This is a genomic window from Thermococcus sp. (genome assembly GCF_027012695.1).
GTDB lineage: Archaea > Methanobacteriota_B > Thermococci > Thermococcales > Thermococcaceae > Thermococcus.
Genome location: NZ_JALUYR010000017.1, coordinates 1 through 25,590 on the forward strand (window position 1 = coordinate 1; position 25,590 = coordinate 25,590).

Sequence of the window (25,590 nt, forward strand, 5' to 3'; positions counted from 1 at the left end):
AGCGCCCTCGGGAGCTTTACAATGCCTTCCTCCGTCTGGTGGTTCTCGAGGATAGCTACGATAGCCCTCGACGTGGCTATCGCCGTTGAGTTGAGCGTGTGGACGAACTTCGGCTTCTCGTGGGTTTTATCTCTAAAGCGGATGTTCAAGCGCCTCGCCTGCCAGTCGGTGCAGTTGCTCGCTGAAACAACCTCGCGGAACTTGCCCTGGCCCGCCATCCAGGCCTCGATATCGTACTTTTTAGCTGCTACATAGCCCAGATCGCCGGTGCAGATGTTGACCACCCTGTACGGTATCTCCAAAGCCTGGAATATCTCCTCCGCGTTCCCTATGATTTTCTCGTGCCACTCCCAGCTCTCCTCCGGCCTAGCGTACACGAACTGCTCGACCTTGTGGAACTGGTGAACGCGGAAGATTCCCTTCGTGTCCTTTCCAGCGGTTCCAGCTTCCTTCCGGAAGCAGGGACTAACGCCTACGTAGAGGAGCGGTAAATCCTTTCCGTCAAGGATTTCGTTGGCATGCATTCCAGCCAGCGGGTGTTCAGCCGTCGGGATGAGGTAGAGGTCCTCCCCCTCGATCTTGTAGATCACATCTTCAAAGTCCTCGAAGGTCGTTGCTCCCTCTTCCACGAAGCGCCTGACCATGTAGGGCGGTATAACCGGCGTGAAGCCCTTCTCTATGAGCCTGTCGAGGGTGAAGCGGATTAGAGCTAAATCGAGTATGACGAGCTCATTAAGGAGGTAGTAGAAGCGCGAGCCGCTAACCTTTGCCGCCCTCTCCAGATCGGCGCCCTTCAAAAGCTCGAGCATGTCAGCGTGGAGCCTCGGTCTCCAGCTTAAGACCTCGTACTCCATCTTCCCGAGACTCTGCTCCTTAAAGCTTCCAAGGAAGCCCTCCCAGACCTTAGCTTTGCCCCAGAACCTTATCGGAACGTTGTCCTCGTCGCTCTCTCCAACGGGGACGCTCTCGTGGGTGATGTTTGGGAGTCTCCAGAGGTAGTAATCTATCCTTTTTTTCAGTTTCTCGACTTCCTTTTCAAGCTCTTCAATCTGCTTCACTATCTCGTTGCTCCTCGCGAGCAGGTCGTCTATTGGCTCTCCGGCCTTTTTGCGCCTGCCTATCTGCACAGCGAGCTGGTTGCGCTCCTTTCTCAGGGCGTTTATCTTCCTCAGGTTTTCGCGCCACTTCCTGTCAAGTTCGAGGATCTCGTCAATCCATTTGACCTTCTCCCTTTCGCCCCTCTTAAGAAGGTCCCTCTTTACCAGCTCCGGGTTTTCGCGGATGAGCTTTATGTCGAGCATCGCTTCCACCTGGAAAGAGGGGGAAGAGATTCTAAAAAAGGTTTTCTCCGTCATCCGAAGAGGGTAACCTCGACCTCTTCCCCGGCCTCGAGTATCTCAACATTCTCCGGGACCTCAATGAAGCCGTCGGCATCGACAAAGCTCGTAACGGCCCCGCTTCCCTTGAGTATCGGCACCGCTTTATCGCCCTCTATTCTAACCGGGAGGAACTGTCTCCTGCCCTTGACCGAGAAGACCTTGTGGGCGAGCCTCTTCTTAACCTTCCTGACCTCACTCTCCCTTCCTATGAGCCTCCTTAGAAGCGGCGCAACGAGGAGGGTGAAGTTGGTCAGGCAGCTTGTGGGATAGCCGGGGAGGCCAAAGACGGGCTTCCCATCGATGAGGCCTATTATGGTTGGTTTGCCCGGCTGTATGGCTATGCCGTGGACCTTCACTTCACCGAGCTCCTCGATGATCGAGCTCGTCAGGTCCCTTATGCCTCCGCTCGCGCCCCCGCTGAGGATGACGATGTCACAGCACTCAATTCCCTTCTCAACCAGGGTCCTCAGGCTCTCCCGGTCGTCCCTGGCTATTCCCAGAAACACCGCCTCTCCACCGAGTTCCCGAACCGCGTCGGTTATCGCCCTGCCGTTGATGTCGTAGATCCGGCCCGGCTTGAGCTCCTCCCCGGGGAGAACGAGCTCGTTTCCGGTGCTTATGACTGCCACGCGGGGCTTCCTGAACACCTTAACCCTGGAAAGCCCCACGGCCGAGAGAAGGGCCGTTTCCTTGAAGGTCAGCCGGGTTCCGCGTTTGAGAATCCCCTTGCCCCGGGGAATGTCGGTTCCGGCCTTCATGACACCAAGGCCTGGATAGGCGGGCTTGTAGATCAGGACCTCGTTTCCCTTCCGGTCAACGTCCTCGAACTGAACCACCGCGTCGGCGTTCTTTGGAAGGGGCGCACCGGTTGAGACGTAAACTGCCTCGCCCGGGTTGAGCTCGATTTCTGGAGTGTCCCCCGCGTTTATCTCGCCAACTACCTTTAACCGGATCGGCTCGCTCTCGCTGGCCATGAATGTATCCTCTGATCTGAGGGCGTAGCCATCCACGGTTGCCCTGTTGAAGGGTGGGACGTCTATGGGAGAAACCGTGTCCTCTGCCAGAACCCTGCCGAGGGCTTCCTCGAGGGAGATCCTCTCCATTTCGGGTTCCAGGGGGAGTGAGTCCACAACCTCCAGAGCTTTCTCAAGGGGAATAACCTTCAGGAACGCCATTCAACCACCGGAAGGGGAAAAGCGTTGTCGTATAAATGAATTACGTAAGCGGAGGTGTTTACTCCGCTTCGGGGATGCCTGGACGAAGGGTTACCACTCCTCGTCTTCATCCCAATCTTCATCCCACTCCTCTTCCCAGTCTTCCTCCATCTCGTCCTCCCAGTCCTCCTCAAGGAGTTCCTCCTCCGGGAGTTCCTCGTCGAACTCATCGACAACCCTCTTCTTTTTCTCAGGAGGCTGCATCCCAATCCCCGCTGATATCTCGCCGCGGAAGCTTATAAAATTTTTCCGATCCTTTTGGAGCCCTCACCGGCCGATTTTGGGAGACTTCAAAAAAGGTTTTTAATTGGTGGGCGAGGATTGATGACCATGAGGGTTGCTATCGTAACGGACAATCCGAGGGTATACTATCTCGCCACTAAGGTTCTGCGAGAATACAGGATTCCCTTCCTCAGTCTGCGCCCCGGGGAGGAGGTTCCCTTTGACGTTGAGGTGGTGCTGACCTCGGAGCCCGAGTGCGGGAGTATAGCCTTTCCCTCCAAGGTTGCCGTTAGGGATGAGGGATTCATAGATGAGCTGCTCGCAAAACTCTGGGGCAGGGAGAGGTTTAAAAGGGTCTACATAGCCATTGATCCGGGGGAGAGACCCGGTCTGAGCGTCGTCGCGGACAATCGCGTTGTGGAGGTGCACCACCTGAAGAGCCCCCGGGACGTTGACGTCGTTGTGGAGCTCCTTGAAAAGTACCCCGGTGCGAGAATAAAGATCGGCCACGGAGCGAAGCGGCAGCGCGTCATGATGCTTAAAAGCCTGGCGAAAGTTCTTGGGGAGGATTATCCTGTTCTTCTCGTCAACGAGGCCAGGACCACCCCGAAGGTCGGTGGACTGGATGTCTCGCAGGTTCAGGACATAGTTGCGGCCATAAACATCGGCCTTCGCGAGGGCAGGGAGGTCAGGATCGGGGAGCTCCTCGGGGTGGGGGAACCCACGAGGAGGGAGATAGAGCACATAAAGAGGAGGAGCAGGGAGATGAGCGGGACGATCACAATATCGTCGAAACTCGCGAGGGAAGTGGCCCTGGGAAACCTCACCCTGGAGGAGGCAATTGAGAGACAGAGGAGGGGTTTGGGATGATCTTCGGTAAGGGAGACGAGAGGTATGAGAAAATCAAGCTCCGCGTTGCGGAGGCCCTGAAGAGGGACGTCGGGAGGGGTATCGTTCGCTTTGATCGCAAGTATCAGAAGCAGCTCGGTGTAGAGCCGGGTGAAATAGTCGAACTCATCGGCGAGCGCTCCACGGCGGCGATAGTCGCCAACCCCCATCCAGACGACCGCGGGATGGACATAATAAGGATGGACGGCTACACCCGGAGAAACGCCGGCGTGAGCATAGGAGACTACGTAACCGTTGCAAAGGCCGAGGTCCAGGAGGCCAAAAAGGTCGTGCTGGCCCCTGCCCAGAGGGGTGTCTTCATCCAGATCCCGGGGGACATGGTTAAGAGGAACCTCCTCGGAAGACCTGTGGTCAAGGGCGACCTCGTCGTCGCGAGCAACAGGAGCGAGAGTTACTACGGCGGTTCCCCCTTCGACGAGCTTCTGAGGGGACTCTTCGAGGCCATGCCCCTCGGCTTCGGCGAGCTCAAGTTCGTGGTGGTCAACACCGTTCCCAAGGGGATAGTTCAGATAACCTACAACACCGAGGTGGAGGTTCTCCCTCAGGCGGTCGAGGTGCGCGAGGAGGCCATCCCGGAGGTAACCTACGAGGACATAGGTGGTCTGAGCGACGCGATACAGAAGATCCGCGAGATGGTCGAGCTCCCGCTCAAGCACCCGGAACTCTTCGAGCGCCTTGGAATCGAGCCGCCGAAGGGAGTCCTGCTCTACGGTCCGCCGGGAACGGGTAAGACGCTCCTTGCCAAGGCCGTTGCCAACGAGGCGAATGCGCACTTCATAGCGATAAACGGACCGGAGATAATGAGCAAGTTCTATGGAGAGAGCGAGGAAAGGCTGAGGGAGATATTCAAAGAAGCAGAAGAGAATGCTCCTGCGATAATCTTCATCGACGAGATTGATGCGATAGCTCCGAAGAGGGAGGAAGTGGTTGGAGAGGTCGAGAAGCGCGTTGTGAGCCAGCTGCTCACCCTCATGGACGGTCTCAAGAACCGCGGAAAGGTCATCGTCATAGGAGCTACCAACAGACCCGATGCAATCGACCCAGCTTTGAGACGGCCCGGACGCTTCGACAGGGAGATCGAAGTGGGCGTTCCGGACAAGCAGGGCAGGAAGGAGATACTCCAGATCCACACAAGGGGAATGCCCCTTGAACCGGATTACGAGAAGGAGACCGTTCTTCGGGTGCTGGATGAACTGGCCGGGCGGGGATCCCTCGACACGAAAAAGATCAAGAGGCTCCGGGAGAGAGTGGCGAAGGCGAAGAACGGGGGAGAGGTTAAGGAGGTCCTCAAGGGAGAGGGAGACATTTACGCGGAGGTCAGGCTCAGGCTGATAGATTCGATGCTCGATGAGATCGCGGAGAGAACCCACGGCTTCGTCGGTGCCGATCTGGCCGCGCTCGCGAGAGAGGCCGCCATGGTAGTTTTGAGGAGACTCATCAACGAGGGCAAGATAAGTCCAGATCAGGAGAGAATTCCACCGGAGGTTCTCCAGGAGCTCCGCGTGAGGAAGAACGACTTCTACGAGGCGCTGAAGATGGTCGAACCCTCGGCCCTCAGGGAAGTACTCATCGAGATCCCGAACGTCCGCTGGGAGGACATAGGCGGACTTGAGGATGTGAAGCAGGAACTCCGAGAAGCCGTCGAATGGCCACTCAAGTACCCCGAGGCGTTCCAGGGACTCGGCATAACGCCGCCGAAGGGCATACTCCTCTATGGTCCGCCGGGAACGGGTAAGACTCTGCTGGCTAAAGCGGTAGCGAACGAGAGTCAGGCTAACTTCATAGCCATTAAGGGTCCGGAAGTGCTGAGCAAGTGGGTCGGTGAAACCGAGAAGAACATCCGCGAGATCTTCAGGAAGGCCAGACAGGCGGCTCCGACGATAATCTTCATCGACGAAATTGACGCCATCGCTCCTCGCAGGGGAACCGACGTCAACCGCGTTACCGACAGGCTCATCAACCAGCTCCTGACGGAGATGGATGGAATCCAGGAGAACAGCGGTGTGGTCGTCATTGGAGCAACCAACAGGCCGGATATCATTGATCCGGCTCTGCTGAGGCCGGGAAGGTTTGACAGGCTGATACTGGTTCCTGCTCCGGACGAGAAGGCCAGACTGGAGATATTCAGGGTTCACACGAGGCGCGTTCCCCTCGCCGAGGACGTGGATCTCGAGGAGCTCGCCAGGAGGACCGAGGGATACACCGGTGCCGATATCGAGGCCCTCGTGAGGGAAGCGGCTCTGACGGCGATGCGCAGGATAATGGCTGAGCTTCCTGCGGAGGTAGTGGAAAGGGAAGATGAGGAATTCCTTGAGCGGCTGAAGGTCTCAAGGAGGGACTTCGAAGCTGCCCTCCAGAAGGTGCGCCCGAGCATAACCCCCTACATGCTCGAGTACTATCGTAACTTCGAGGAGAACAGGAAGCGCGGGAAGGATAAGACGGGCGGACCGGACTATTACACCTTCTGATCCCTTCTTTTCTTTTGGAAAAGGTTTTATACGTTGGCGTCCAAACGCCTACACGACTGAACCGAGGGGTGGCTAAGATGGTCAGGATAATGGCTTCCAAGCTTAGGGACGTGGAGCTGATAACCGACACGGGAATAAGGCTGGGCTGGGTCTACGACCTCAGTTTCGATGAGGAAACCGGGGACATTCTCGTTATCGTGGCCGAACCCGACGAGGACATAGACACGAGCGAGTTCGTGACGGACCACGAGGGCCTTCTCCTGATACCGGTCAGTGCCGTGAAGAGCGTTGGAGAGGTAATAATCATAGACTCCACAAAGCTCGCGGTCAAATCCAAGCTGAGGAAACCCGTTGTCAGGCAGAAGGATGAGAAATCCCCCCTCGAAGGGGAACTCTAGCGTCCATCGTAAAGCCTTTCCGCCAGGAACCCTGGAAGACCCGCCTCGATTATCTTCCTCGCACTTTCTTCCACGTTGTATTCAACGCGGTGGAACTCAACGTTGTCCGGCAGCTCCTTCCCGGTGTCCATAACCGCGTATGCCGCCCTCCAGTCGCCGTCCCGGGGCTGGCCGACGCTTCCGGGGTTTATTATCCGCCTCCCGTCAAAGATCTTGAGCATCGGGATGTGGGTGTGTCCCACTAACAGGTCGTCCTGTTTTACGTAGCTCAGGACGGCCCTGAATTCGCTATCCGGAAGCCATGGGAAGAGGTACTCGTCGAGTGGTGCCCTAGGCGATCCGTGGATGAGGAGATAGCTCCGGCCGGTGTCGTCGGTGAAGAGTCCCCTCACGGGGAGCCTCCTGAGGAACTCAAGGTTCTCGATGCTCATAACCCGCTGATGCCACCTCACTGCCTCCCGGGCGTAGGGATTGAAGGCCCAATCGGCGCCGAAGGCTATCGCGTTGTCGTGGTTCCCCCTAATGCAGAGGAAGGTCCGCTTCTCCATCTCCTTCCTCACGAACTCAACGACCTCGTTTGGAGAAGCTCCGTAACCGACCAGATCACCCATGCACAGGATGACGTCTGCTCCCCGGATTTCCCTCCACACCGCCCGGAGGGCTTCCCAGTTGGAGTGAACGTCACTGATGAGCGCCACCCTCATGTCATCACCCCGGGATGTTGGTGGGGCATGTTTAAAGGGTTGCCCCTATTCGTCCCTGGGGGACATCGAGAACAGGAGGAAGAGCAGCCCGATGATGCCCCCCAATCCAACCGATGAAACGAGAATCGTCTTGATGAAGGCATTCCCTATGAACTCGTAGACGAGGAAAACGTAGCCGATGAGCAGAATGACTAGCTGGAACGCATCGGGAGTTCTTATCGGGAAGTCCCAGAACAGGGAGACCTGCCTCTTCATTCCGTCGAGATACCTTCCCACGATGGCGTTCCGCACTCCAACGGCCACCACCAGCGTTTGAAGGTTCCCCCACTTCTCGCGCTCCTTGGGGGCGAGTCCGATTATCCCGTCCAGCAGTTTAACGTCTTCGCGGCTCAGATCGAAGGCTATCCTCTCGATTCCGTCGTTGAAGCGGTAGGTGATGTCCCCCGTGAACTTGAACATCAGGTAGAGCGACATTGCGAGGATCATCCCCACGATGCCCACCAGTATTGTCGAGAGGACTAGACCGTCGAGGGAGTGGAGGTTCATCTCGAGGACGAGGTCCCTCAGGTAGCCGAGCCTCAGCTGGAATACCATGCCCTCAAGCAGGTGGAGGGGGGATCCGATGTTCCCCAGGTCGGGGCGGTTCTGGGAAACTTTGTAACCGATGTAGAGGACGAGAGCAAGGGATACGAAAATCACCCTCTTGACGACCGAGAATATCACGGTGAACACCCACAGGAAAGTGGCCTTCAGGTTGGAGAAGTTTCGCGCTATGTCCTCCAGTGCCTCGGACGTTCTCAACGAAAGGGGATCGCTGATGTCCTTCCTCAGGTGATCGTAAAACTTTCTGGCTCCGTCCTCGCTGAAGTAGATGTAGAGGGTTGCCGTTGCCAGCAGGAACTTCAGGAAACTTATGGTGAAGGAGATGGCAAAGGCGTAGACGACCATGGTAACGACATCGTAGGTAAACGCCGCCCCGAATACCAGTCTGCTTCCGTGGTACACGCTCCGCCAGTAGGCGAGCTCGTCTCCCCCATAGACCAGGTACAGGTTCAGGAGTCTCTGAATGATGTAGACGAGGACCACGAAGGTTATCACCACGAGGTTGTGAAGCCTCCCGTTCGAGGAAGTAACGAGTCGGGCCGAGTTTTTGGCCAGGGGCGAAATCCTCCCGAGCTCTTCCATTGGGATTTTGAAGTGGAAGTCGCGTCCCCTGGGAAATTCGAAGTGTGATGTGCCGTCCCCCCTTCCCGTCGTGCAAACCGCCTCGACGATCCGTTCCCTAACGTAGCTGGGCGAAAATACGAAGACCGACATCATCAGGAGGAGAAGGTGAGCTACCAGTGGGCTGATCTCCCCGATAAGATGGTAGAGGGCCAGATCGAGGAGAATGACGAACCCGATGGTCAGCCCCCAGAGTCGTGCAGGAAAGCCACGGGCGTAGATGCTGACGAAGGGAGCATCCGGAAGCCCACCGAACCGACCACCGGTTAAAATATATGTTAACCAGAGGGTGAGCACCAGAAGGGTCAGGGATAGCTCAACCGAGGCTATAGGGCCGGGCGCCATAACCCCTGTAGGGTTCAAAAGATTAAAAGGTTATCGCGGGGATCACTCCCCCCTCTGCTTGGCCTTCCACCTGCTCCAGCGGTAGAGTGCTGCCAGGGACTTTATCGCCCTGTCCGGTTCGGGATAAGCGGGAATGCCCTCCTCGTTGAGACGGTCAATGGCGTGCTTGGCCTCTATGCCGCCGACTATCGCAACCACCATGGGCTTGTTCCTGCCGGCCTCGTTGTACTCGCGGATGACTATCTCCGCCAGATCCCTCGGGTCGAGCACAGCCGTCTGGCAGTAGAGGACCGCCACGCTGTGGATGTTGGGGTTTCTGAGGGCCTCCCTGATGGCCCCTTCGTAGCTCTCGGCTCCGGCCATACCAGTTAGGTCAATGGGGTTCTTGTAGGAGCCGAAAGGAGGCATATACTTCGAGAAGGCCTTGAGATCCTCCAGGTTGTCGTATAGGTGCAGGCCAGATTCCTCGGCGGCGTCTGTGGCCATAACGCCTATCCCACCGCCGTTGGTGATTATTACGAGGTTTTCTCCAGCCGGCTCGGGCAGGTTGCTGAGGGCCCGGGCGTAGTCGAAGGCCTCCTCGATGGTGTAGGCCCTTATGATCCCGGCCTGCTTGAAGGCCGCATCGTAGATTTTGTCGCTTCCCGCGAGGGAACCGGTGTGGCTTGCTGCTGCCTTTGCACCGCGCTCGCTCCTTCCGGCCTTTATGACGACTATTGGTTTGATCTTGCTGACATTCTTTGCGACCTCCATGAAGCGCCTTCCGTCCTTTACTCCTTCCATGTAGATGAGTATGGCCTTGGTGTTATCGTCTTCCCTGAAGAATTCGAGCAGGTCAGCATCGTCTATGTCGCTCTTGTTTCCAACGCTAACTACCGCCGAGAGGCCAACCTTCTCGAGGATTGTCCAGCCCATGAGGGCTATTCCCAAAGCTCCGCTCTGGCTGATCAGCGCGAGCGGACCGGGTAGAACATCGGTGGGTCCGAAGGTCGCGTTGAGCTTCTCCGGGGTGTAGACTACGCCGAAGATGTTCGGGCCGAGGATTCTCATGCCGTATTTGTGGGCGGTCTTCACGAGTTCCTCCTCGACCTTCTTGCCCTCGGGACCGAGTTCGCCGAAGCCGGAACTTATGATCGGGAGGACCTTAACGCCCTTCTTTCCGGCCTCCTCGACGACCTGCGGCACGAACTTGGCCGGGACGACGATAACCGCCATGTCGACCTCGTCCGGAACGTCGAGAATGCTCCTGTAGGACTTGAAGACGCGGTTGCCTATCCTGATCTCGACGCCCTTTATGTTGACGGGATATATCTTTCCCTCGTAGCCGTACTCCACGAGGTTCTTCATGATAGCGTAGCCTATCTTTCCGGGCTTCTCTGAGGCGCCTATGACGGCAACGCTCTTCGGCCTGAAGAGTGCTTCGATGTTCGGGTCAACCATTTTTATCACCTCGAATGACATTCACAATTTTATGTCCGTAAAATGCCGTTAAAACCTTTCCCTTCCCTTTTTGACGATAAGAACCTCGACGGCCGTTAAACACCATGCCGGATCCGGAGACGTCAAAAGCTTTTTATCCCGCTCTCCCCTAGGGGAAATCATGAGAAGGGAACCCTCGGTGATAGAGAAGATCGTTATGAGGTGGCTCGTCATAGGTTTCGACGCCGTTGTCATAGGTCTGGCAGTGATAACGATGGGCTACATTCTGTACATGATGTTCATCCTCGTCACCGACACGATCCACAGGTTCGACGTTGAGGAAGTTCTCCACACCGTTGTGATGATAATCATCTTCCTTGAGGTTCTCGAGCTCCTGTCGATGTATCTGGAGGAGCACCACGTCAGCATGCGCAACGTCGTTGAGCTGGGAATCCTGGCCATGGTCAGAAAGGTTATAGTAACACCGGACTACTCAAAGATTGGCTGGCAGACCCTCTTTGGAATGTCCGCCCTCATGTTCGTCATGGGCTGGATATACGTCCAGGAGAAGCGGAGACGGACCCAGCACGAGGAGTTCCTTCTGGAGAGGGGGATAGAGCCCGAGAAAAGAAAGGGCAAATACTGAAGTTGGACGGTGGTTGAGATGGGAGTGCAGATCGGAGAGCTCGTTCCCAGGAGGGAGATAGAGCTCAGAAACCTCTATGGAAAGAAGGTCGCCGTTGACGCCTTCAACGCCATGTACCAGTTCCTCTCAAACATCCGGCAGCGCGATGGAACGCCCCTCATGGACTCCAAGGGCAGGATAACCTCCCACCTGAGCGGCTTCTTCTACCGGACGATCAACCTCATGGAGAACGGTATAAAGCCGGCCTACGTCTTCGATGGGGAACCGCCTGCCTTCAAAAGGCGCGAGATAGAGAAGAGGCGTGAGGCAAGGGAGGAAGCCGAGGAGAAGTGGCACGAGGCCCTTGAGAGAGGAGATATTGAAGAGGCCAAGAAGTACGCGATGAGGGCGACGCGCGTTAACGAAGAACTCATAAACGATGCCAAGAAGCTGCTCCACCTCATGGGCGTCCCCGTGGTTCAGGCGCCCAGTGAGGGTGAGGCGCAGGCAGCCTATATGGCCAGGAAGGGAGACGTCTACGCCTCGGCGAGCCAGGATTACGATTCGCTCCTCTTCGGGGCGCCTAAGCTCGTCAGGAACCTCACGATAACCGGCAGGAGGAAGCTCCCCGGAAGAAACACCTACGTCGAGGTGAAGCCCGAGCTTATAGTCCTGGAGGAGGTTCTAAAGGAGCTCGGCATAGACAGGGAAAAACTGGTTGAGCTTGCCATTCTCGTAGGAACGGACTACAACCCCGGTGGAATAAAGGGAATCGGACCGAAAAAGGCTCTGGCCATCGTCAGGCACACAAAGGATCCCCTCAGGAAGTACAACAAAGAGAGCGACGTTGATCTCTACGCGATAAAGGAGTTCTTCCTCAATCCACCGGTCACCGACGATTATACCCTGAAATGGCGCGAGCCTGACGAAGAGGGTCTCCTGAAGTTCCTCTGCGACGAAAGGGATTTCAGTGAGGAAAGGGTGAGAAACGGTATCGAGAGGCTCAAGAAAGCCGTGAAGAGTGGAAGACAGCGGACCCTCGAGAGCTGGTTCCGTTAGAGGGGTATCTTGAGGTTTAGCTTTTCCACCAGTTCCTTATACCTGTTCCTTACAGTCACCTCTGTGACACGGGCAACTTCAGCAACTTCCCTCTGGGTTCTTCTCTCGTCCTCCATGAGGCTGGCTATGTAGAGGGCCGCGGCCACGAGGCCGGCGGGGCTCTTGCCGCTCGTCAGTCCCCTCTTATAGGCCTCCTCGAGTATTTCCACTGCCCTCCGCCTCACCTTCTCGCTCAGCCCGAGCTCGTCGGCGAACTTGTTGACGTAATCGGTTGGCTTTACGAAGAGCTTCTTTGGAGTGAGGTTGAGGTTCCTCGCTATGAAGCGGAAACTCCTACCTATCTCCTTCTTGTCGACCCTAGATATGTCGGCTATCTCGTCGAGCGTCCTCGGAACCTTCAGCAATCTGCACGCGGCGTAAACACAGGCCGCTATGACGCTCTCTATTGAACGGCCCCTGATGAGGCCTTTTCTCACCGCCTCGCGGTAGAGACGAGCTGCTTCCTCCTCGACGTGCCGGGGCAGGTGAAGCTGGGAGGCTATTCTGTCAAGCTCGCTTAAGGCGAAGGCCAGATTACGTTCTGCCGCGTCGCTCACCCTAAGGCGGGACTGCCACTTCCTCAGACGATAAATCTTCTCGCGCATCAAACCGGAGAGGTTCCTGTCAATGCCTATGTCGGTCGAGAGGCCCTTATCGTGAAGAAGAATGCTCTCGGGGGCACCAACACGCGCCCTCTTTTCCCTCTGGCCCGCGTCAAAGGCCCTCCACTCAGGACCCATATCAATGACGTTCTCCTCAATGACGTAACCACACTTGGCACAAACGATCTCGCCCCTTCCGGGATCGTATATAAACTCGGTCGAACCGCAGACAGGACAGGCCCTGTGCTTGTTCACTCAAACACCCCCGACCGCCCGGCTATCGGCGTGCCCCTTATAAACCTTCGCCTTTCTTTGCCACGTAGCGGAGAAGCCAGGCTATGTCCTCGCGCTTGAAGGTTATCCGCTCCAGAACCCGGACATCCCAGTCCTCTTCCACGATGTTGGCATAAATCCAGAGGAAGACGGGATCCTCGTCGGTTCCGACGTGAAGGTTACGATAGAGCAGATCAACGGTCCCGTCCCCATTCTTTTTAACCGAGAGCGCCTTCCAGGTGTCGAGACTGACCTCCCCCTTTTCGTCGAGTATCTCAACTATCTCCCGTGCATCCATGGGTTCACCTTCGCTACCACCGAATGTTGAAGTCCTTCCTCGTCCTCTGGTCTATCTGTGCCAGAATCTTCTTGAGCCTGGCATCGTCTATCGGCTCCCTTATCTGGCCCGCCTGATAGAGCTGAACGAGGACCAGTTCAACCTGTCTCGCGAGTTCGGGTTTGACAAGCTTTACCCTCCCGAGCCTTTCCCTGGCCTCGGGCGTGAGAATTTTCCTCATTATTGCGTTGAGCTGGGCCTCAAGCTCCATCTCCTGCTTCATGGCCTCTTCCCGGGCCTTCTGCTGCTCGAGGTATTTCTTCTGAAGCTCCATGAGCTTCCTCTTCCTGATCTCCTCAATGTCCTCCGCCATGGCCCTCACCTCCGGGTTAAGATCGGAGGTTGGGTTAAAAGGCTTTGCGTTTGAAGTTTACCTTTTCCTCATCGCCCACCATAGGAGAATTCCTGCCCCAATGATTGCAACAGAGAGCCAAACAATCCCCCGGACGTTTTGGGATGGTTCAGAAACGTTGGGACATGGTGCATCAAAACTGACCCGCCCGGACCAGGAGGCTGACCGCCACGTATGGGCGGGTTCTATGAAGGTATACACCGTAAGACTCCCGTTGCGATGGAAGAGTAGCGGAACCTCGGAAGGGTTCTCAATGGGGGTCATGTTGTAGTCAAAGTGATGTCCGTAGGGATAATAGATGAGCACCCCACCGGCAACCGGAACTGCAGCAAGATACCCGATATCCTGAAGGGGGTAATATTCCTCCAGCTCCGCAAGGGGTATCTCGTACCGCTCACCGCTCCTCTCGACCACGAGGCTTTGACCGTAGATGCCGACGTTGAACATGGGGGGAACGTAAGAGACGTGCTCCTTGGCAGGTTCGTTTACCCGGAAGAAGGAAGATTCGGTAACGCGGTAAACCTCGAACGTCCCATTGCGGTGGATGACGTAAACGTCCGGCGGATTAAGTCTCACGCTCCCCGAACCCTGCAGGAGTCCACCCAGCGTGCGGATGCACCTTTCCCCGGGCAGGAACCAGAACAGGTGAGTGCCGTTGAAGACGAGCCAGGCGTTTTGAGGCAGGTCTGAGAAGCCCGATGGCACGAATGCAACGGGTATGTCCTCCGCACTTTCCGGCCTTCCAACGTAGCTCAGGGAGGTGCCGTTGAAGTGGTAGATGTTAATCCACGCCGAGACCGATGAGGGAGAACAGCACGGCTCCGTTCCGGGACACTGGCATGGGTAGTCATAGAGCCACCAAGTGACCAGCAGGAAGGCATCTTCACCGTTAGAAACTACTTTTACCGAGCCCAGACGGAACTCTCCGGCGCTCGCGAGAGGGGGGATTAGCAGGCAAAGTAGGATGGAGACCGTGAGGGTTTTTCTCAGCGGCATATTATCACCACAGGGGCACCCCAGGTATCAACAGCCCACAGAAACAGCAGGGATGGTCCTAAAAACATTGCTGGTATGGAAAGCCGGTAGAAGAGACAGAGGTTTGAAAAAGGCCGAGCTCAGTACTTCTTGAGCTCGGGGATCTGCTCCTCAAGCTCCTTCTTGAGCTCCGTTGCGATCTTGTCGAGGAATCTCTGACCCTCCGGGGTAACGACCCTTCCCTCGCCCGGAACCTTCTGGACGAAGCCCGCACTTTCGAGCTGCTGGAGGGCCTTCCTGATTATGCTTCCGCTGGCCTTGTAGAAGTGCTCGGGAGCGTGTCCGCGGTTCTTTCTGCCGCCGTACCAGGTGCGAAGTCTCTCGATTCCGACCGGCCCGTCGACGTAGACCTTCCTGAAGACGCTGGCAACGCGGTAGTACCACCAGTCGTCCTGCTCCGGAATGCGCTCCTTGTGCCTGCCTGTCTTGACGAAGGGCGCCCACTCCGGCGGCTTTATCTTCTCAACCTCCTTGAGAGCCTTTGCAACCCTCTCAACGAGCAAATCACCGGGAACATCATAGACTGTCGCCATCCTTCAATCCCTCCCCTTCTTGAATTTACGCCTGAAGTTAGCGATATCGAGCCTGACCTTCTTAACGGGCTTTTCCTCCCGTTTTTCCTTCGAAAGCTCCTTTCTCTGGAGCTTCCTTAAATACTTTTCCCAGCCTTCCCTCGGTTTGAACAATATAAACCTTTTGCCGCGTACGTCAATGAGCTCGCTGTCAGTAAGATCGGCTACCCTTTTGGCGAGCTCCTGTCTGTCGAGGCCGGTTGAGATGAGCGCACCCTTCCTTATCTCGACCTTGAGAACCCCGTCCTTCTCGAGCTGGGTTTTTATTTCGTCAATGACTCCATCATCAAGCCCCTTCTTCCCCACCCAGGCTCGCGGGGGAATATCATGGTATCTCGCACGAATGGCCCTCCTCACCTTTCCGGATAATCTTTTCTCCATGACTTTCACCTCTAAGCTTCCCGCGGTTTGCTGAAGGCCTTATAAAGGTTGGCCTTTTAAACCTGCCGGGTTATGGTGAGAACTTGTCCATGAACTCAGTGGGAGTGTAGACCTCGGAGAGCCAGTCGAAGTGCTTTTTGTTGTTCGTAACCAGCGGAGCGTTGAGCTTAACCGCGAGCGAACCTATCATGTAGTCCCTCGCGTTCTCGGAGAAGTTCCAGCGGCCTAGGGCGCTTTGGACAACTATCTCCGCTGATTCCTCGTCAAAATCCATGATTTCCAGAGAGACCGATTCGAATACCGATTTTACCTTGCTCTTGGCCTCGAGAAGTCCTTTTCTTCGCGCATATCGGTAGAGGACCTCCATGTAAACCACTGAACTCGCCACGGGTTGAAACGGAGAATCAATGAGCCACTCGAGAAACTTCCTGTCGTTGAAAACGTTGGTATCGAGCACAACTTTCACTTTTCTCCCTCCGGCTCTTTTAGAGTCCTCTCGATGCCCCTGGCGAGGCCCTGTCTCGTTTCCTCGACGGCCTCGTCGATATCTTTCATGATCTCCGTGAACTCCTGGAGAAGATCTTCGAACTTCATAAGAACGTACGAATCCCCCTGGCGCACAAAAACCACCTCGTCCCCCGCCTTAATCCCGAGGGCGTTTCGAACTTCCTTTGGGATCGTTACCTGGTATTTCTTCGTCACAACTGGCATTACACTCACCGTTTTGGTATTACACATCTTAGCCTAATAATACTTTCGCGGGAAAGGGTTTAAGAGGCCAAAACTGAAAGCACTGCGGTGGTAGAATGCTCGTCCATCACCTCTACTCGGGCGGAAAGGACTCGAGTTTAGCCGCGTGGATTTTAACTAGGCTCGGCTACGATGTCGAGCTGGTGACGGTAAGTTTTGGCCTTTTGGACAACTGGCGCTTCGCGAAGGAGACCGCCGAGAGACTCGGATTCGGGCATCAGGTGGTATACCTGCCGCGGGAGATTCTCGAAAAGGCTATGGAGATGGCAATCAAGGACGGCCACCCCAACAACGCCATCCAGTTCATCCACGAGAGGGCTTTGGAAGCGCTCGCTTCCCTTCCGGAGGTGGAGAGGGTAAGCGACGGCACCAGGAGGGACGACCGCGTTCCCTTCCTCGACCTGCCGAGGGCGCGCTCCTTAGAAGATCGCTTTAACGTCTCTTACATAAGGCCCCTCCTCGGCCTCGGCTACAGGACGATAAGAGAACTGACCGAGAGACTCTTCGTCGTCGAAATTCGGGAGAGCGAGGAACTCCAGAAGGCGGACTATGAAGTAGAGCTGAGACATCTGCTCCGCGAGAAAGGCATCGATCCGATCACAATCTTTCCAAGGGGCCACATCCAGTCGAGGGTTCTTGGATGGAAAGAAGAGCCCGGAATGGAATGAAAGGATAAGAATCAGAGGCCGCTGAGCTTCCTGATGATCGGGTTCTCGGCCTCTTCGGGCTTTATCTCTTCAACGCTCTCGATCCATATCTTGGTCCTGGGAACGCGGTGCTTGCTGCCGATCTCGGAATAGAGGATCTCGATGACGTCCTCCTGTTTGAGTCCCCTGTACTCCCTTTTGAACTTCTCCTTCTTTCCGTTCCTCTCGAAGATGCCCTTAATCCTGAAGACCTTAACCTCCATTGCACACACCTCCACTCATCAGTCAAGGAAGCCCAGTGCTTCCTCAATCTTAACTATCTCGGGTCCCGTTGTGAGGTGCCCGACGACGACACCGTGAGAGTTCGCGAGCATGCACGAGCCGACGAAGGGAACGCCCATGTTGGCGGTTCCCACCCGGATGTCAACCTTGAAGAGGTCGCGGAGCCATTCGAGTTCATCATCGGTAGTTTCGGGATGGACCAGACCTCCCCGGTTGGTAACGACCCCGGCGCTCCCGACCGAGTGGTAATCCGCTATCATCCCCCTCTCGACTTCGACTCCTAGGATGTCCCCGAGCTTCTTGGCCTCTTCACGGGTGAACTTTGAGCTCACCAGTGCCGCTCTGTCGTTGGTCAGGATCAGGTTGCCGAAGGCGGTCAGCCGGCTCTTAAAGGGAACCACCTCCATGTCAATGCCGTGCTCCCTGAGGCCGTTGTTAATAACGTCGAGTTCTTCATCCCAGATGTACCAGGGGACGATTATCGCGTTGGAGTTGCCTGCTGCGAAAATTCCAACTATTCTGGACTTCATTACGCTCGTCTCAATGAGCGGAACCTTCAAAACATCCCTGAGAACCTCGAGCTTTTTCTCGCCGAGGCCCTCTCTGATCAGGACTACCCTATCGGTCGCGGTGCCGTAAACCCCCAGATATGGGGAGTTCTCAAAATCGAGTTTTTCTATGTGCATCTCGTCACCCCGCGGGTTAAAAAGGATCAGGCGAGGGAAACGCGGGCGATCCTCTTGCCCTCGTTTTCCTCCACGATGACCTTGACACGGATTTTGTTGGGTGGCTTTTCAGCACCGCGCTCCCAGAGCTTCTCGTTGACATCGGAACCGATGATAACTTCATCGGCCTTGGCGTGCCTGGCTATCCACTCGCGAACGAACTTCGCGGCCCTAGGTGCCCTCTTCCAGCGCGGAACGCGCTTCTTAATCTTTCTGATGGGGACGACGAATATGACTTCCTCACCGGGCTTGATCATTTACACCACCTCACTCCTTGAGCTTGGTCCTTCTCCAGTGCCTCCTCTTAGGGTGGGTCATGACCTTCCTGTTGGTCTTGACGATAACCCAGACCGGAACGCGCCTGTTCTGCTTCGCGGCCTTGGCAAGTCTGAGCTTCTTCGCAAGCGGCTTGTTTCTCGCCATAACTACACCTCCAGATTATCATGAATGCCTGTCCTTGCTTTGGTTATCCTTTTTTAAGCTTTTTCGTGGGGTCTGGAGCGTTGAAGGAAGGGGAAGAAACGGGGGAGAAATCCAAACTCAGAATATCAGCGGCGCGCGGTATTCGCCCCAGACCTCGCGAAGAACATCGGTAACCTCTCCGAGGGTTGCCAGACGGCGGTGTGCCTCGATGATGTAGGGCATGAGGTTCTCGTCCTCGGTTTCGGCAGCGTTCCTGAGCTTATCCAGGGCCTCCTCGACCTTCTTGTTATCGCGCTCGGAGCGGAGCTTCTTAAGGCGTTCAATCTGCTTCTCCCTGATGCTCGGGTCCACCTTGAGTATCTCGACATCGAGCGGCTCGTCGACGATGAACTCGTTCACTCCAACGATGATGCGCTTCTTCTCCTCTATTTCCTTCTGGTACTTGTAGGCTGCATCGGCAATCTCCTTCTGGATGTAGCCGCGCTCAATGGCCCTCATCATTCCGCCCATCTTCTGAATCTTCTCGATATACTTTAACGCCTCCTCGTAGATGTGGTCGGTGAGCCACTCGATGTAGTAGGAACCGCCGAGGGGATCAACGGTGTCTGTAACTCCGCTCTCGTAGGCTATGATCTGCTGGGTTCTCAAAGCTATCCTCACGCTCTTCTCGGTGGGGAGGCTCAGAGCTTCATCGTAGCTGTTGGTGTGCAGGCTCTGGGTTCCTCCGAGGACGGCAGCCAAAGCCTGTATGGCAACGCGAACGATGTTGTTCTCGGGCTGTTGAGCTGTGAGCGTTGAACCGGCAGTCTGGGTGTGGAAGCGGAGCATCATCGAGCGCGGGTTCTTGGCGTTGAACCACTCCTTCATGATGTAGGCCCAGAGCCTCCTCGCGGCTCTGAACTTTGCAATTTCCTCAAGGAAGTTGTTGTGGGCGTTGAAGAAGAAGCTCAGCCTTCCGGCGAACTTGTCAACATCCATGCCCCTCTCTATGACGGCCTTGACATACTCTATTCCGTCCGCGAGGGTAAAGGCAACCTCCTGGACGGCGTTTGCTCCAGCTTCTCTAATGTGGTAACCGCTTATGCTTATCGGGTTCCACTTGGGAACGTTCTCAGCGCAGTACATGATGATGTCTGTAGTGAGGCGCATGCTTGGCTGGGGGGGGAAGATGTAAGTTCCACGTGCTATGTACTCCTTCAGGATGTCGTTCTGGACGGTACCACGGAGCTGGTTCTGGGCAACGCCCTGCTTTTCGGCAACGAGGATGTACATGGCGAGGAGGTTTGCAGCGGTGGAGTTGATGGTCATCGAAGTTGAAACCTTGTCGAGAGGGATCCCGTCGAAGAGTATCTCCATGTCCCGGAGTGAATCGATTGCAACTCCAACCTTACCGACTTCACCCTCCGCCATCGGGTGGTCACTGTCGTAGCCAAGCTGTGTTGGCAGGTCGAAGGCAACGCTCAGACCCGTCTGCCCCTGGCTGAGGAGGTACTTGTAGCGCCTGTTGCTTTCCTCGGCGGTTCCGAAACCGGCGTACTGCCTCATTGTCCAAAACCTTCCGCGGTACATGGTCGCGTAAACGCCCCTCGTGAAGGGATACTCCCCGGGAAAGCCGAGCTTTTCCAGGTAGTCCCAGTCCTCACCGAGGTCGGCGGGAGTGTAGAGCCTCTTGATCTCGAAACCGTCGTCCGTCATGAACTTCTCCTTTCTCTCGGGCCTCTTCTCGATAAACTTCTTAACCGTTGTTTCCTCCCAGCGCTTCTCCTCCTCGCGGATCTTCTTCAGCTTCTCCTTATCGAAGGTCATGCCTACCACCTGCTCCAAATTGAGCGCCGGCCTATAAAAAGCTTTTACATAGCGAAAGGCCGATCTTGATGTTGGATAAATTGTCCATCACCGGAAGTTCCTGCCGAGAAGTGCCCACCACGTGAGCAGGAGGAGAACAAGCGCCACAACGATGAGGCCGGTTGCAGTGCCCAGGGGATCGCCGGCAAAGGCGCTCAGGTCAACCCGCTTAAATCCGGACTTCAGGAGAACAACCGTCCGATAGCCTAGAATGTAGCGCTCGGGGTTTTCGATGTAGGGTACCTGGGGCAGCAGGAACTGGACCAGGAAGATCATCCCGAAGGTGGAGAGGGATGGGTAGAGCGGGCACGTGACGATTACCGGGGTCAGCATCACCAGTACCCTGAGAGAGGGAGCACCAGGATTATCGAGCCACCGATTATGCCGAGTCAGTAGCTGGAGAGCAGATCCACCATGGGGGTCTCGAATGACTCCAGCGTGGCCTCAACGCCCCTGCCCGCGGCGTTCGGGCTTATGAGGTATACCAGGGCCGGGAAGAACGTTACTAAGAAGAGAATTTTCATCCTCCTCGAAGGGATCAGGCGCCTGAACTCACGCCCCGGGATTGGGGAAAAGCCCCGGGAAGCGAGCTCCTCATTCTCCCCACCCCGCGTTGAAGCGCTCCATGAGGATTCTCTCGAGGGGACTCGTGTGGGATTTGAAGAGCCGATGGGCAAGTCCCTCCTGCGCCAGAAAGACCTGAACCTCCTGGAAGAGGTCTCCCATGAACCTCCCGTCGAGCGTCACCCTCCCCGCTCCTTCCTCCTCCCAGGCTCCCCTGACGTGGATCCTGTCCTTCATGAAATTCAGCAGCCTGACGTTGTCAGAAACGACGATGTCGTAGTCGGTGTCCTCGACGTTTATCGGATCCCGCACTCCTTTACGGCCTCACCTCGCGAAAGGCCCTTTAAACGGCTCATATAGACCAGAAACTCGAAGATGGCCATGTCAGCGTAGGCCAGCGGTGCCTCGGGCATGTAGCCGACCTTTCGCATTATCTCGACCCTCTCGCGGGGCCTCTCCTGACCGAGAGTCCTTATCCCACCGTAGGTGGGTTTTAGAGCACCGGTTAACATCTTTATGGTTGTTGTCTTTCCGGCTCCGTTGGGCCCGAGGAAGCCGTAGAAAGCACCCTTCGGGACCTGGGATTCGGGTGGTAGATGACGTTCCTCCTGCCAAAGAACTTCGTCAGGTCCCTCGTCTCGATCTTGACACAAGGGATACCCTCCAAATGGTATAATCAGGGGTTTCGGGCGGGAAGGTTATATTGGTCGGAGAGTATAGGGGTACGATGATAATCGGAAGAGTCGGCCTCGACAGCTCCTCAAGGATAGCCTTCCAGAGTCATGCACACAGTGACCACTTCGTAAGCGGAGAGGTCATCTTCTCAACCAGGGCAACCAAGCACCTCAGTCACCTCAGGAAGGGGGGCTTTTACAGGGAGACGGAGTTCGGAAAGACATTCTATCTCGGCGATTATAAAGCCAAGCTCTATCCAGCTGGTCACATGCTCGGCTCGGCTGGGATAAAGATCTGGCTCGAGAACGGGACGCTCTTCTACACCGGCGACACCAAGTGGTACAAGCTGAGGACCGCCGAGAAAAGCCGTTTTCCAAGGGCCGACTTTTTAGTAATCGAGGCCACCTTCGGCGTTCCGGTCTTCACCTTCCCCTCGCCGAGGGAAGCGGAAAAGAAGCTGGTTGCCTTCGTTGAGGAGGCCCTGGATCGGGGAAGGAGACCAACCCTTTACGTCAATCAGACGGGGAAAGCTCAGGAGGTAATGAAGATACTCGAGGTCCATGGCTACACGGTTAGGCCGAGCAGGACAATGCTCAAGGTCGCGAGGGTTTACACCAAGTTCGGGATACGGTTCGGGAACGTTGATAAAGATGGCGACGTTGTGCTGCGCTCCTATCGCTCGCCAAGGGTTGAGAACTCGCTTTCACCCTGGGAACTGATGGTTTCGGGCTTTGGCGGGCTTAAGCTGAGCAACCACGCTGACTTCTGGGAGCTGATGAAGATAGTCGAGAAGGTTAAGCCCGAGAAAATCTTTACTGTCTACGGCTTCGCGGATGAGTTCGCGAAAATCCTGGGGGGGCTGGGGTACGAGGCCCGTCCCATCGGGAGGGATCAGGTGCTCCCGAAAAGCTAATATATCACGCCGCCGTTGAACCTTCGTAGGACATTCCCCTCGGGGAATGACGCGGAAGTAACCCGCCCCCAGAAAGGTGTGGAGGTGGTGCCCCAACCCCCTCCCCAAAGTTTTTGGCTCTGATGAACAGGGGTGTCCTCGGAGGCAAGTTTGTGGACGCGAAAACTTTTTAAACTCTTTGCTTTTAGTAACCGATGGTAAACAAAAAGGGCACCGGGAGGTGGTGCCGATGGCCTGGAGGAAGGACCGCTACTGGGACCCCTTCGACCTGATGAGGGAGATACAGGAGGAGATCGACGCCATATTCAGGGACGTCATGCGCGGACCGAGGCTCTGGAGCCTCCGCGAGAAGGCAGGCGAAGGCGTAGCCGTCAGCGAGACCTGGCGGGAGCCCTTCGTTGACATCTTCGACCGCGGTGATAAGTTCGTCATAACGGTCGAACTTCCGGGAGTCCGGAAGGAGGACATCAAGCTCCGCGTTACCGAGGATACAGTTTACATTGAGGCCCAGATCAAGCGCGAGAAGGAGCTCGAGGAGGAGGGTGCAATAAGGATCGAGCGGTACTACAGCGGTTACAGAAGGGTCATCAGGCTTCCCGAGGAGGTCATTCCCGAGAAGGCCAAGGCCAGGTACAAGAACGGTGTCCTCGAGATCGAGCTGCCCAAGAAGTCCCCCAGGAAGGAAAGTGAGGAGGGCTTCCAGGTTAAGATCGAGTGATCCTTTCGTTGTTTCCCTTTCTGGGTAAACTCACCCATTACAATCATCGGCCCGTCTTGAAAAACGGAGGTGGTATTGATGGCCGAGAGGAAGGAAGTCAAGCTTAAGGTTGCTTCCGCTTACCAGCGCGACGTTGGTAGGGGGATCGTAAGAATAGACAGGAAGGCCATGCGTGAAATTGATGTTCAGAGCGGTGACATAGTCGAGATAATCGGAACCAAGAACACCGCTGCCATAGTCTGGCCCGCTTACCCGGAGGACGAGGGACTCGGTATAATCCGCATGGACGGAACCATAAGGAAGAACGCCGGCGTTAGCCTCGGCGACGAGGTCACCGTCAGAAAGGCGGACGTTAAGGAGGCCAAGAAGGTAATAGTTGCCCCCACCGAGCCGATACGCTTTGGCCACGACTTCGTCGAGTGGTTCCACAGCAGGCTCATCGGAAGGCCCGTCGTCAGGGGCGACTACATTAAGGTTGGAATCCTCGGTCAGGAGCTGACTTTCGTCGTTACCGCAACGACTCCCGCCGGAATAGTCCAGATAACCGAGTTCACCGACTTCCAGGTCAGCGACAAGCCGGTTAAAGAGGTCAGCAAGACCGCGGCTCTTGGCGTTACCTACGAGGACATAGGCGGTCTCAAGGACGTCATCCAGAAGGTCAGGGAGATGATCGAGCTCCCGCTCAAGCACCCGGAGATATTCGAGAAGCTCGGCATCGAGCCGCCGAAGGGTGTGCTCCTCTATGGTCCGCCGGGAACGGGTAAGACGCTCCTTGCCAAGGCCGTTGCCAACGAGGCGAATGCGCACTTCATAGCGATAAACGGACCGGAGATAATGAGCAAGTACTACGGTGAGAGCGAGGAGAGGCTGAGGGAGGTCTTCAAGGAGGCCGAAGAGAACGCCCCGGCGATAATCTTCATCGACGAGATTGATGCGATAGCTCCGAAGAGGGAAGAGACCCACGGCGAGGTCGAGAAGCGCGTTGTGAGCCAGCTGCTCACTCTCATGGACGGCCTCAAGGGCCGCGGAAAGGTCATCGTCATAGGAGCTACCAACAGGCCCGATGCAATCGACCCGGCACTGAGGAGACCCGGAAGGTTCGACCGCGAGCTCGAGGTTGGCGTTCCGGACAAGCAGGGCAGGAAGGAGATACTCCAGATCCACACCAGGGGAATGCCCATCGAGCCCGAGTTCAGCAAGAACAAGGTCATCGAGATACTCGAGGAGCTCGAGAGGAACGAGAACTACCGCGATGCCGCGGAGAAGGCCATAATGAAAATCAAGAAGGCGGAAAGCGAGGAGGAAATAAAGAGAATCCTCAAGGAGATCGACGAGAGGCTCTACGAAGAGGTCAAGGCCAAGCTCATTGACGCTCTCCTCGATGAGCTGGCGGAGGTCACCCACGGCTTCGTCGGTGCCGATCTGGCCGCGCTCGCGAGAGAGGCCGCGATGGCGGCACTGAGGAGGCTCATCAAGGAGGGCAAGATTGACTTCGAGGCCGAGCACATACCGAGAGAAGTCCTGGAGGAGCTCAGGGTCACCAAGAAGGACTTCTACGAGGCGCTGAAGATGGTCGAACCCTCGGCCCTCAGGGAAGTACTCATCGAGATCCCGAACGTCCGCTGGGAGGACATAGGCGGACTTGAGGATGTGAAGCAGGAACTCCGAGAAGCCGTCGAATGGCCACTCAAGTACCCCGAGGCGTTCCAGGGACTCGGCATAACGCCGCCGAAGGGCATACTCCTCTATGGTCCGCCGGGAACGGGTAAGACTCTGCTGGCTAAAGCGGTAGCGAACGAGAGTCAGGCTAACTTCATAGCCATTAAGGGTCCGGAAGTGCTGAGCAAGTGGGTCGGTGAAACCGAGAAGAACATCCGCGAGATCTTCAGGAAGGCCAGACAGGCGGCTCCGACGATAATCTTCATCGACGAAATTGACGCCATCGCTCCTCGCAGGGGAACCGACGTCAACCGCGTTACCGACAGGCTCATCAACCAGCTCCTGACGGAGATGGATGGAATCCAGGAGAACAGCGGTGTGGTCGTCATTGGAGCAACCAACAGGCCGGATATCATTGATCCGGCTCTGCTGAGGCCGGGAAGGTTTGACAGGCTGATACTGGTTCCTGCTCCGGACGAGAAGGCCAGACTGGAGATATTCAGGGTTCACACGAGGCGCGTTCCCCTCGCCGAGGACGTGGATCTCGAGGAGCTCGCCAGGAGGACCGAGGGATACACCGGTGCGGACATAGCGGCCGTCGTAAGGGAGGCCGCTATGATCGCCCTCAGGAGGGCCCTCCAGGAGGGCATCATAAGGCCTGGCATGAAGCCCGACGAGATCAGGGAGAGGGTCAAGGTAACGATGAAGGACTTCGAGGAGGCCCTCAAGAAGATCGGCCCGAGCGTCAGCAAGGAGACGATGGAGTACTACCTGAAGATCCAGGAGAAGCTCAAGCAGGCGAGGGGCTGATGCCCCTCTCTTTTCATAGCTT

At 56.2% G+C, this 25,590-nt stretch carries 32 protein-coding genes; 9 read left to right on the forward strand and 23 right to left on the reverse strand.

Features of this window, described 5'->3' with window-relative positions; all coding sequences use genetic code 11:
• The 3 genes from serS to MV985_RS00710 all read right to left on the reverse strand — a co-directional run.
• Positions 1-1,301: serine--tRNA ligase (serS, locus tag MV985_RS00700; protein ID WP_297458206.1), on the reverse strand; the 1,301-nt coding region annotated here is incomplete at its 3' end.
• Between the two features lie 50 nt (positions 1,302-1,351).
• Complete coding sequence (glp, locus tag MV985_RS00705; RefSeq protein WP_297458091.1) at positions 1,352-2,554, reverse strand: gephyrin-like molybdotransferase Glp; 1,203 nt, start codon at positions 2,552-2,554, stop codon at positions 1,352-1,354.
• A gap of 90 nt (positions 2,555-2,644) precedes the next feature.
• Positions 2,645-2,797, reverse strand: a complete 153-nt coding sequence (locus MV985_RS00710; protein ID WP_297458094.1) for a hypothetical protein — start codon at positions 2,795-2,797, stop codon at positions 2,645-2,647.
• Positions 2,798-2,923: 126 nt separating this feature from the next.
• Between MV985_RS00710 and MV985_RS00715 the strand changes: the two genes are divergently transcribed.
• From MV985_RS00715 to MV985_RS00725, 3 genes are all read left to right on the forward strand, one after another.
• Positions 2,924-3,685 (forward strand): hypothetical protein, encoded by a 762-nt coding sequence (locus MV985_RS00715; RefSeq protein WP_297458096.1) that lies wholly within the window; start codon positions 2,924-2,926, stop codon positions 3,683-3,685.
• Positions 3,682-6,192: a CDC48 family AAA ATPase gene (locus MV985_RS00720; RefSeq protein WP_297458098.1), complete on the forward strand. Its 2,511-nt coding sequence runs from the start codon at positions 3,682-3,684 to the stop codon at positions 6,190-6,192. The genes MV985_RS00715 and MV985_RS00720 overlap by 4 nt, the downstream gene beginning before the upstream one ends.
• A 77-nt stretch (positions 6,193-6,269) precedes the next feature.
• Positions 6,270-6,590 carry a PRC-barrel domain-containing protein gene (locus MV985_RS00725; RefSeq protein ID WP_297458100.1) on the forward strand — a complete coding sequence of 107 codons (321 nt, stop codon included), beginning with the start codon at positions 6,270-6,272 and terminating at the stop codon, positions 6,588-6,590.
• Here MV985_RS00725 and MV985_RS00730 read toward each other — a convergent pair.
• From MV985_RS00730 to acs, 3 genes are read right to left on the reverse strand one after another with little or no spacing between them, the layout of a single operon-like run.
• A complete protein-coding gene (locus tag MV985_RS00730) occupies positions 6,587-7,294 on the reverse strand; it encodes a metallophosphoesterase family protein (protein WP_297458101.1) in 708 nt (235 codons plus the stop codon). The two genes, MV985_RS00725 and MV985_RS00730, sit on opposite strands and share 4 nt — an antisense overlap.
• Positions 7,295-7,339: 45 nt before the next feature.
• Positions 7,340-8,863, reverse strand: a complete 1,524-nt coding sequence (locus MV985_RS00735) for a hypothetical protein (RefSeq protein ID WP_297458103.1) — start codon at positions 8,861-8,863, stop codon at positions 7,340-7,342.
• A gap of 42 nt (positions 8,864-8,905) precedes the next feature.
• On the reverse strand, positions 8,906-10,303 hold the full coding sequence (gene acs / locus MV985_RS00740; protein WP_297458209.1) for an acetate--CoA ligase alpha subunit: 1,398 nt from the start codon (positions 10,301-10,303) through the stop codon (positions 8,906-8,908).
• Positions 10,304-10,463: 160 nt separating this feature from the next.
• Here acs and MV985_RS00745 point away from each other — a divergent pair, with 160 nt between their 5' ends.
• A complete protein-coding gene (locus MV985_RS00745; RefSeq protein ID WP_297458105.1) occupies positions 10,464-10,928 on the forward strand; it encodes a phosphate-starvation-inducible PsiE family protein in 465 nt (154 codons plus the stop codon).
• 18 nt (positions 10,929-10,946) lie between these two features.
• Positions 10,947-11,966: a flap endonuclease-1 gene (fen, locus tag MV985_RS00750; RefSeq protein ID WP_297458212.1), complete on the forward strand. Its 1,020-nt coding sequence runs from the start codon at positions 10,947-10,949 to the stop codon at positions 11,964-11,966.
• Here fen and MV985_RS00755 read toward each other — a convergent pair.
• From MV985_RS00755 to MV985_RS00790, 8 genes are all read right to left on the reverse strand, one after another.
• On the reverse strand, positions 11,963-12,862 hold the full coding sequence (locus MV985_RS00755; protein WP_297458107.1) for a transcription initiation factor IIB: 900 nt from the start codon (positions 12,860-12,862) through the stop codon (positions 11,963-11,965). The two genes, fen and MV985_RS00755, sit on opposite strands and share 4 nt — an antisense overlap.
• 37 nt (positions 12,863-12,899) lie before the next feature.
• Positions 12,900-13,178: a hypothetical protein gene (locus MV985_RS00760; RefSeq protein WP_297458109.1), complete on the reverse strand. Its 279-nt coding sequence runs from the start codon at positions 13,176-13,178 to the stop codon at positions 12,900-12,902.
• A 13-nt stretch (positions 13,179-13,191) separates the two neighbouring features.
• On the reverse strand, positions 13,192-13,530 hold the full coding sequence (locus MV985_RS00765) for a DNA-binding protein (protein ID WP_297458215.1): 339 nt from the start codon (positions 13,528-13,530) through the stop codon (positions 13,192-13,194).
• Positions 13,531-13,587: 57 nt separating this feature from the next.
• Positions 13,588-14,565 carry a hypothetical protein gene (locus MV985_RS00770; protein ID WP_297458111.1) on the reverse strand — a complete coding sequence of 326 codons (978 nt, stop codon included), beginning with the start codon at positions 14,563-14,565 and terminating at the stop codon, positions 13,588-13,590.
• 119 nt (positions 14,566-14,684) lie between these two features.
• The gene (locus MV985_RS00775; protein WP_297458113.1) at positions 14,685-15,137 is read right to left on the reverse strand and encodes a 30S ribosomal protein S19e; all 453 of its coding nucleotides are present in this window, start codon (positions 15,135-15,137) and stop codon (positions 14,685-14,687) included.
• 3 nt (positions 15,138-15,140) lie between these two features.
• The gene (locus MV985_RS00780; RefSeq protein WP_297458115.1) at positions 15,141-15,557 is read right to left on the reverse strand and encodes a YhbY family RNA-binding protein; all 417 of its coding nucleotides are present in this window, start codon (positions 15,555-15,557) and stop codon (positions 15,141-15,143) included.
• A gap of 70 nt (positions 15,558-15,627) precedes the next feature.
• Positions 15,628-16,023 (reverse strand): type II toxin-antitoxin system VapC family toxin, encoded by a 396-nt coding sequence (locus MV985_RS00785; RefSeq protein ID WP_297458117.1) that lies wholly within the window; start codon positions 16,021-16,023, stop codon positions 15,628-15,630.
• Positions 16,020-16,268, reverse strand: a complete 249-nt coding sequence (locus tag MV985_RS00790; RefSeq protein WP_297458218.1) for an AbrB/MazE/SpoVT family DNA-binding domain-containing protein — start codon at positions 16,266-16,268, stop codon at positions 16,020-16,022. The genes MV985_RS00785 and MV985_RS00790 overlap by 4 nt, the downstream gene beginning before the upstream one ends.
• A gap of 95 nt (positions 16,269-16,363) precedes the next feature.
• On the opposite strand from MV985_RS00790, the gene MV985_RS00795 reads away from it, so the two are divergent.
• On the forward strand, positions 16,364-16,975 hold the full coding sequence (locus tag MV985_RS00795; RefSeq protein WP_297458119.1) for a hypothetical protein: 612 nt from the start codon (positions 16,364-16,366) through the stop codon (positions 16,973-16,975).
• 11 nt (positions 16,976-16,986) lie between these two features.
• Here the strand turns inward: MV985_RS00795 and rpl18a are convergent, their stop codons facing one another.
• The 9 genes from rpl18a to MV985_RS00840 form a co-directional block, all read right to left on the reverse strand.
• On the reverse strand, positions 16,987-17,217 hold the full coding sequence (gene rpl18a / locus MV985_RS00800; RefSeq protein ID WP_297458121.1) for a 50S ribosomal protein L18Ae: 231 nt from the start codon (positions 17,215-17,217) through the stop codon (positions 16,987-16,989).
• A gap of 18 nt (positions 17,218-17,235) precedes the next feature.
• Positions 17,236-17,922: a translation initiation factor IF-6 gene (locus tag MV985_RS00805; protein ID WP_297458123.1), complete on the reverse strand. Its 687-nt coding sequence runs from the start codon at positions 17,920-17,922 to the stop codon at positions 17,236-17,238.
• A gap of 26 nt (positions 17,923-17,948) precedes the next feature.
• Positions 17,949-18,218, reverse strand: coding sequence for a 50S ribosomal protein L31e (locus tag MV985_RS00810; RefSeq protein ID WP_297458125.1), 270 nt, complete (start codon positions 18,216-18,218; stop codon positions 17,949-17,951).
• A gap of 10 nt (positions 18,219-18,228) precedes the next feature.
• A complete protein-coding gene (locus MV985_RS00815; protein ID WP_010477181.1) occupies positions 18,229-18,384 on the reverse strand; it encodes a 50S ribosomal protein L39e in 156 nt (51 codons plus the stop codon).
• Positions 18,385-18,501: 117 nt separating this feature from the next.
• Positions 18,502-20,190, reverse strand: coding sequence for a methylmalonyl-CoA mutase family protein (locus MV985_RS00820; protein ID WP_297458221.1), 1,689 nt, complete (start codon positions 20,188-20,190; stop codon positions 18,502-18,504).
• 87 nt (positions 20,191-20,277) lie between these two features.
• Positions 20,278-20,562: a hypothetical protein gene (locus MV985_RS00825; protein ID WP_297458130.1), complete on the reverse strand. Its 285-nt coding sequence runs from the start codon at positions 20,560-20,562 to the stop codon at positions 20,278-20,280.
• A 56-nt stretch (positions 20,563-20,618) separates the two neighbouring features.
• Positions 20,619-20,753 carry a hypothetical protein gene (locus tag MV985_RS00830; RefSeq protein ID WP_297458132.1) on the reverse strand — a complete coding sequence of 45 codons (135 nt, stop codon included), beginning with the start codon at positions 20,751-20,753 and terminating at the stop codon, positions 20,619-20,621.
• Between the two features lie 70 nt (positions 20,754-20,823).
• The gene (locus MV985_RS00835; protein ID WP_297458134.1) at positions 20,824-21,105 is read right to left on the reverse strand and encodes a hypothetical protein; all 282 of its coding nucleotides are present in this window, start codon (positions 21,103-21,105) and stop codon (positions 20,824-20,826) included.
• The gene (locus MV985_RS00840; RefSeq protein ID WP_297458135.1) at positions 21,090-21,446 is read right to left on the reverse strand and encodes an ATP-binding cassette domain-containing protein; all 357 of its coding nucleotides are present in this window, start codon (positions 21,444-21,446) and stop codon (positions 21,090-21,092) included. The genes MV985_RS00835 and MV985_RS00840 overlap by 16 nt, the downstream gene beginning before the upstream one ends.
• Positions 21,447-21,520: 74 nt before the next feature.
• Between MV985_RS00840 and MV985_RS00845 the strand changes: the two genes are divergently transcribed.
• The 3 genes from MV985_RS00845 (at position 21,521) to MV985_RS00855 (ending at position 25,568) form a co-directional block, all read left to right on the forward strand.
• Positions 21,521-22,381: an MBL fold metallo-hydrolase gene (locus MV985_RS00845; protein WP_297458137.1), complete on the forward strand. Its 861-nt coding sequence runs from the start codon at positions 21,521-21,523 to the stop codon at positions 22,379-22,381.
• Positions 22,382-22,610: 229 nt separating this feature from the next.
• Complete coding sequence (locus tag MV985_RS00850) at positions 22,611-23,099, forward strand: Hsp20/alpha crystallin family protein (RefSeq protein WP_297458139.1); 489 nt, start codon at positions 22,611-22,613, stop codon at positions 23,097-23,099.
• Between the two features lie 78 nt (positions 23,100-23,177).
• Positions 23,178-25,568, forward strand: a complete 2,391-nt coding sequence (locus tag MV985_RS00855; RefSeq protein ID WP_297458142.1) for a CDC48 family AAA ATPase — start codon at positions 23,178-23,180, stop codon at positions 25,566-25,568.
• Positions 25,569-25,590 lie beyond the last annotated feature (22 nt).

Excerpts from the sequence above, each read along its gene's own strand:
- glp (WP_297458091.1), bottom strand. The coding sequence starts at position 2,554 with ATGGCGTTCCTGAAGGTTATTCCCCTTGAGAAAGCTCTGGAGGTTGTG.
- MV985_RS00710 (WP_297458094.1), bottom strand. The coding sequence starts at position 2,797 with ATGCAGCCTCCTGAGAAAAAGAAGAGGGTTGTCGATGAGTTCGACGAG.
- MV985_RS00715 (WP_297458096.1), top strand. The coding sequence starts at position 2,924 with ATGAGGGTTGCTATCGTAACGGACAATCCGAGGGTATACTATCTCGCC.
- MV985_RS00720 (WP_297458098.1), top strand. The coding sequence starts at position 3,682 with ATGATCTTCGGTAAGGGAGACGAGAGGTATGAGAAAATCAAGCTCCGC.
- MV985_RS00725 (WP_297458100.1), top strand. The coding sequence starts at position 6,270 with ATGGTCAGGATAATGGCTTCCAAGCTTAGGGACGTGGAGCTGATAACC.
- MV985_RS00730 (WP_297458101.1), bottom strand. The coding sequence starts at position 7,294 with ATGAGGGTGGCGCTCATCAGTGACGTTCACTCCAACTGGGAAGCCCTC.
- MV985_RS00735 (WP_297458103.1), bottom strand. The coding sequence starts at position 8,863 with ATGGCGCCCGGCCCTATAGCCTCGGTTGAGCTATCCCTGACCCTTCTG.
- acs (WP_297458209.1), bottom strand. The coding sequence starts at position 10,303 with ATGGTTGACCCGAACATCGAAGCACTCTTCAGGCCGAAGAGCGTTGCC.
- MV985_RS00745 (WP_297458105.1), top strand. The coding sequence starts at position 10,464 with ATGAGAAGGGAACCCTCGGTGATAGAGAAGATCGTTATGAGGTGGCTC.
- fen (WP_297458212.1), top strand. The coding sequence starts at position 10,947 with ATGGGAGTGCAGATCGGAGAGCTCGTTCCCAGGAGGGAGATAGAGCTC.
- MV985_RS00760 (WP_297458109.1), bottom strand. The coding sequence starts at position 13,178 with ATGGATGCACGGGAGATAGTTGAGATACTCGACGAAAAGGGGGAGGTC.
- MV985_RS00765 (WP_297458215.1), bottom strand. The coding sequence starts at position 13,530 with ATGGCGGAGGACATTGAGGAGATCAGGAAGAGGAAGCTCATGGAGCTT.
- MV985_RS00770 (WP_297458111.1), bottom strand. The coding sequence starts at position 14,565 with ATGCCGCTGAGAAAAACCCTCACGGTCTCCATCCTACTTTGCCTGCTA.
- MV985_RS00775 (WP_297458113.1), bottom strand. The coding sequence starts at position 15,137 with ATGGCGACAGTCTATGATGTTCCCGGTGATTTGCTCGTTGAGAGGGTT.
- MV985_RS00780 (WP_297458115.1), bottom strand. The coding sequence starts at position 15,557 with ATGGAGAAAAGATTATCCGGAAAGGTGAGGAGGGCCATTCGTGCGAGA.
- MV985_RS00790 (WP_297458218.1), bottom strand. The coding sequence starts at position 16,268 with ATGCCAGTTGTGACGAAGAAATACCAGGTAACGATCCCAAAGGAAGTT.
- MV985_RS00795 (WP_297458119.1), top strand. The coding sequence starts at position 16,364 with ATGCTCGTCCATCACCTCTACTCGGGCGGAAAGGACTCGAGTTTAGCC.
- rpl18a (WP_297458121.1), bottom strand. The coding sequence starts at position 17,217 with ATGGAGGTTAAGGTCTTCAGGATTAAGGGCATCTTCGAGAGGAACGGA.
- MV985_RS00805 (WP_297458123.1), bottom strand. The coding sequence starts at position 17,922 with ATGCACATAGAAAAACTCGATTTTGAGAACTCCCCATATCTGGGGGTT.
- MV985_RS00810 (WP_297458125.1), bottom strand. The coding sequence starts at position 18,218 with ATGATCAAGCCCGGTGAGGAAGTCATATTCGTCGTCCCCATCAGAAAG.
- MV985_RS00815 (WP_010477181.1), bottom strand. The coding sequence starts at position 18,384 with ATGGCGAGAAACAAGCCGCTTGCGAAGAAGCTCAGACTTGCCAAGGCC.
- MV985_RS00820 (WP_297458221.1), bottom strand. The coding sequence starts at position 20,190 with ATGACCTTCGATAAGGAGAAGCTGAAGAAGATCCGCGAGGAGGAGAAG.
- MV985_RS00825 (WP_297458130.1), bottom strand. The coding sequence starts at position 20,562 with ATGCTGACCCCGGTAATCGTCACGTGCCCGCTCTACCCATCCCTCTCC.
- MV985_RS00830 (WP_297458132.1), bottom strand. The coding sequence starts at position 20,753 with ATGAAAATTCTCTTCTTAGTAACGTTCTTCCCGGCCCTGGTATACCTC.
- MV985_RS00845 (WP_297458137.1), top strand. The coding sequence starts at position 21,521 with ATGATAATCGGAAGAGTCGGCCTCGACAGCTCCTCAAGGATAGCCTTC.
- MV985_RS00850 (WP_297458139.1), top strand. The coding sequence starts at position 22,611 with ATGGCCTGGAGGAAGGACCGCTACTGGGACCCCTTCGACCTGATGAGG.
- MV985_RS00855 (WP_297458142.1), top strand. The coding sequence starts at position 23,178 with ATGGCCGAGAGGAAGGAAGTCAAGCTTAAGGTTGCTTCCGCTTACCAG.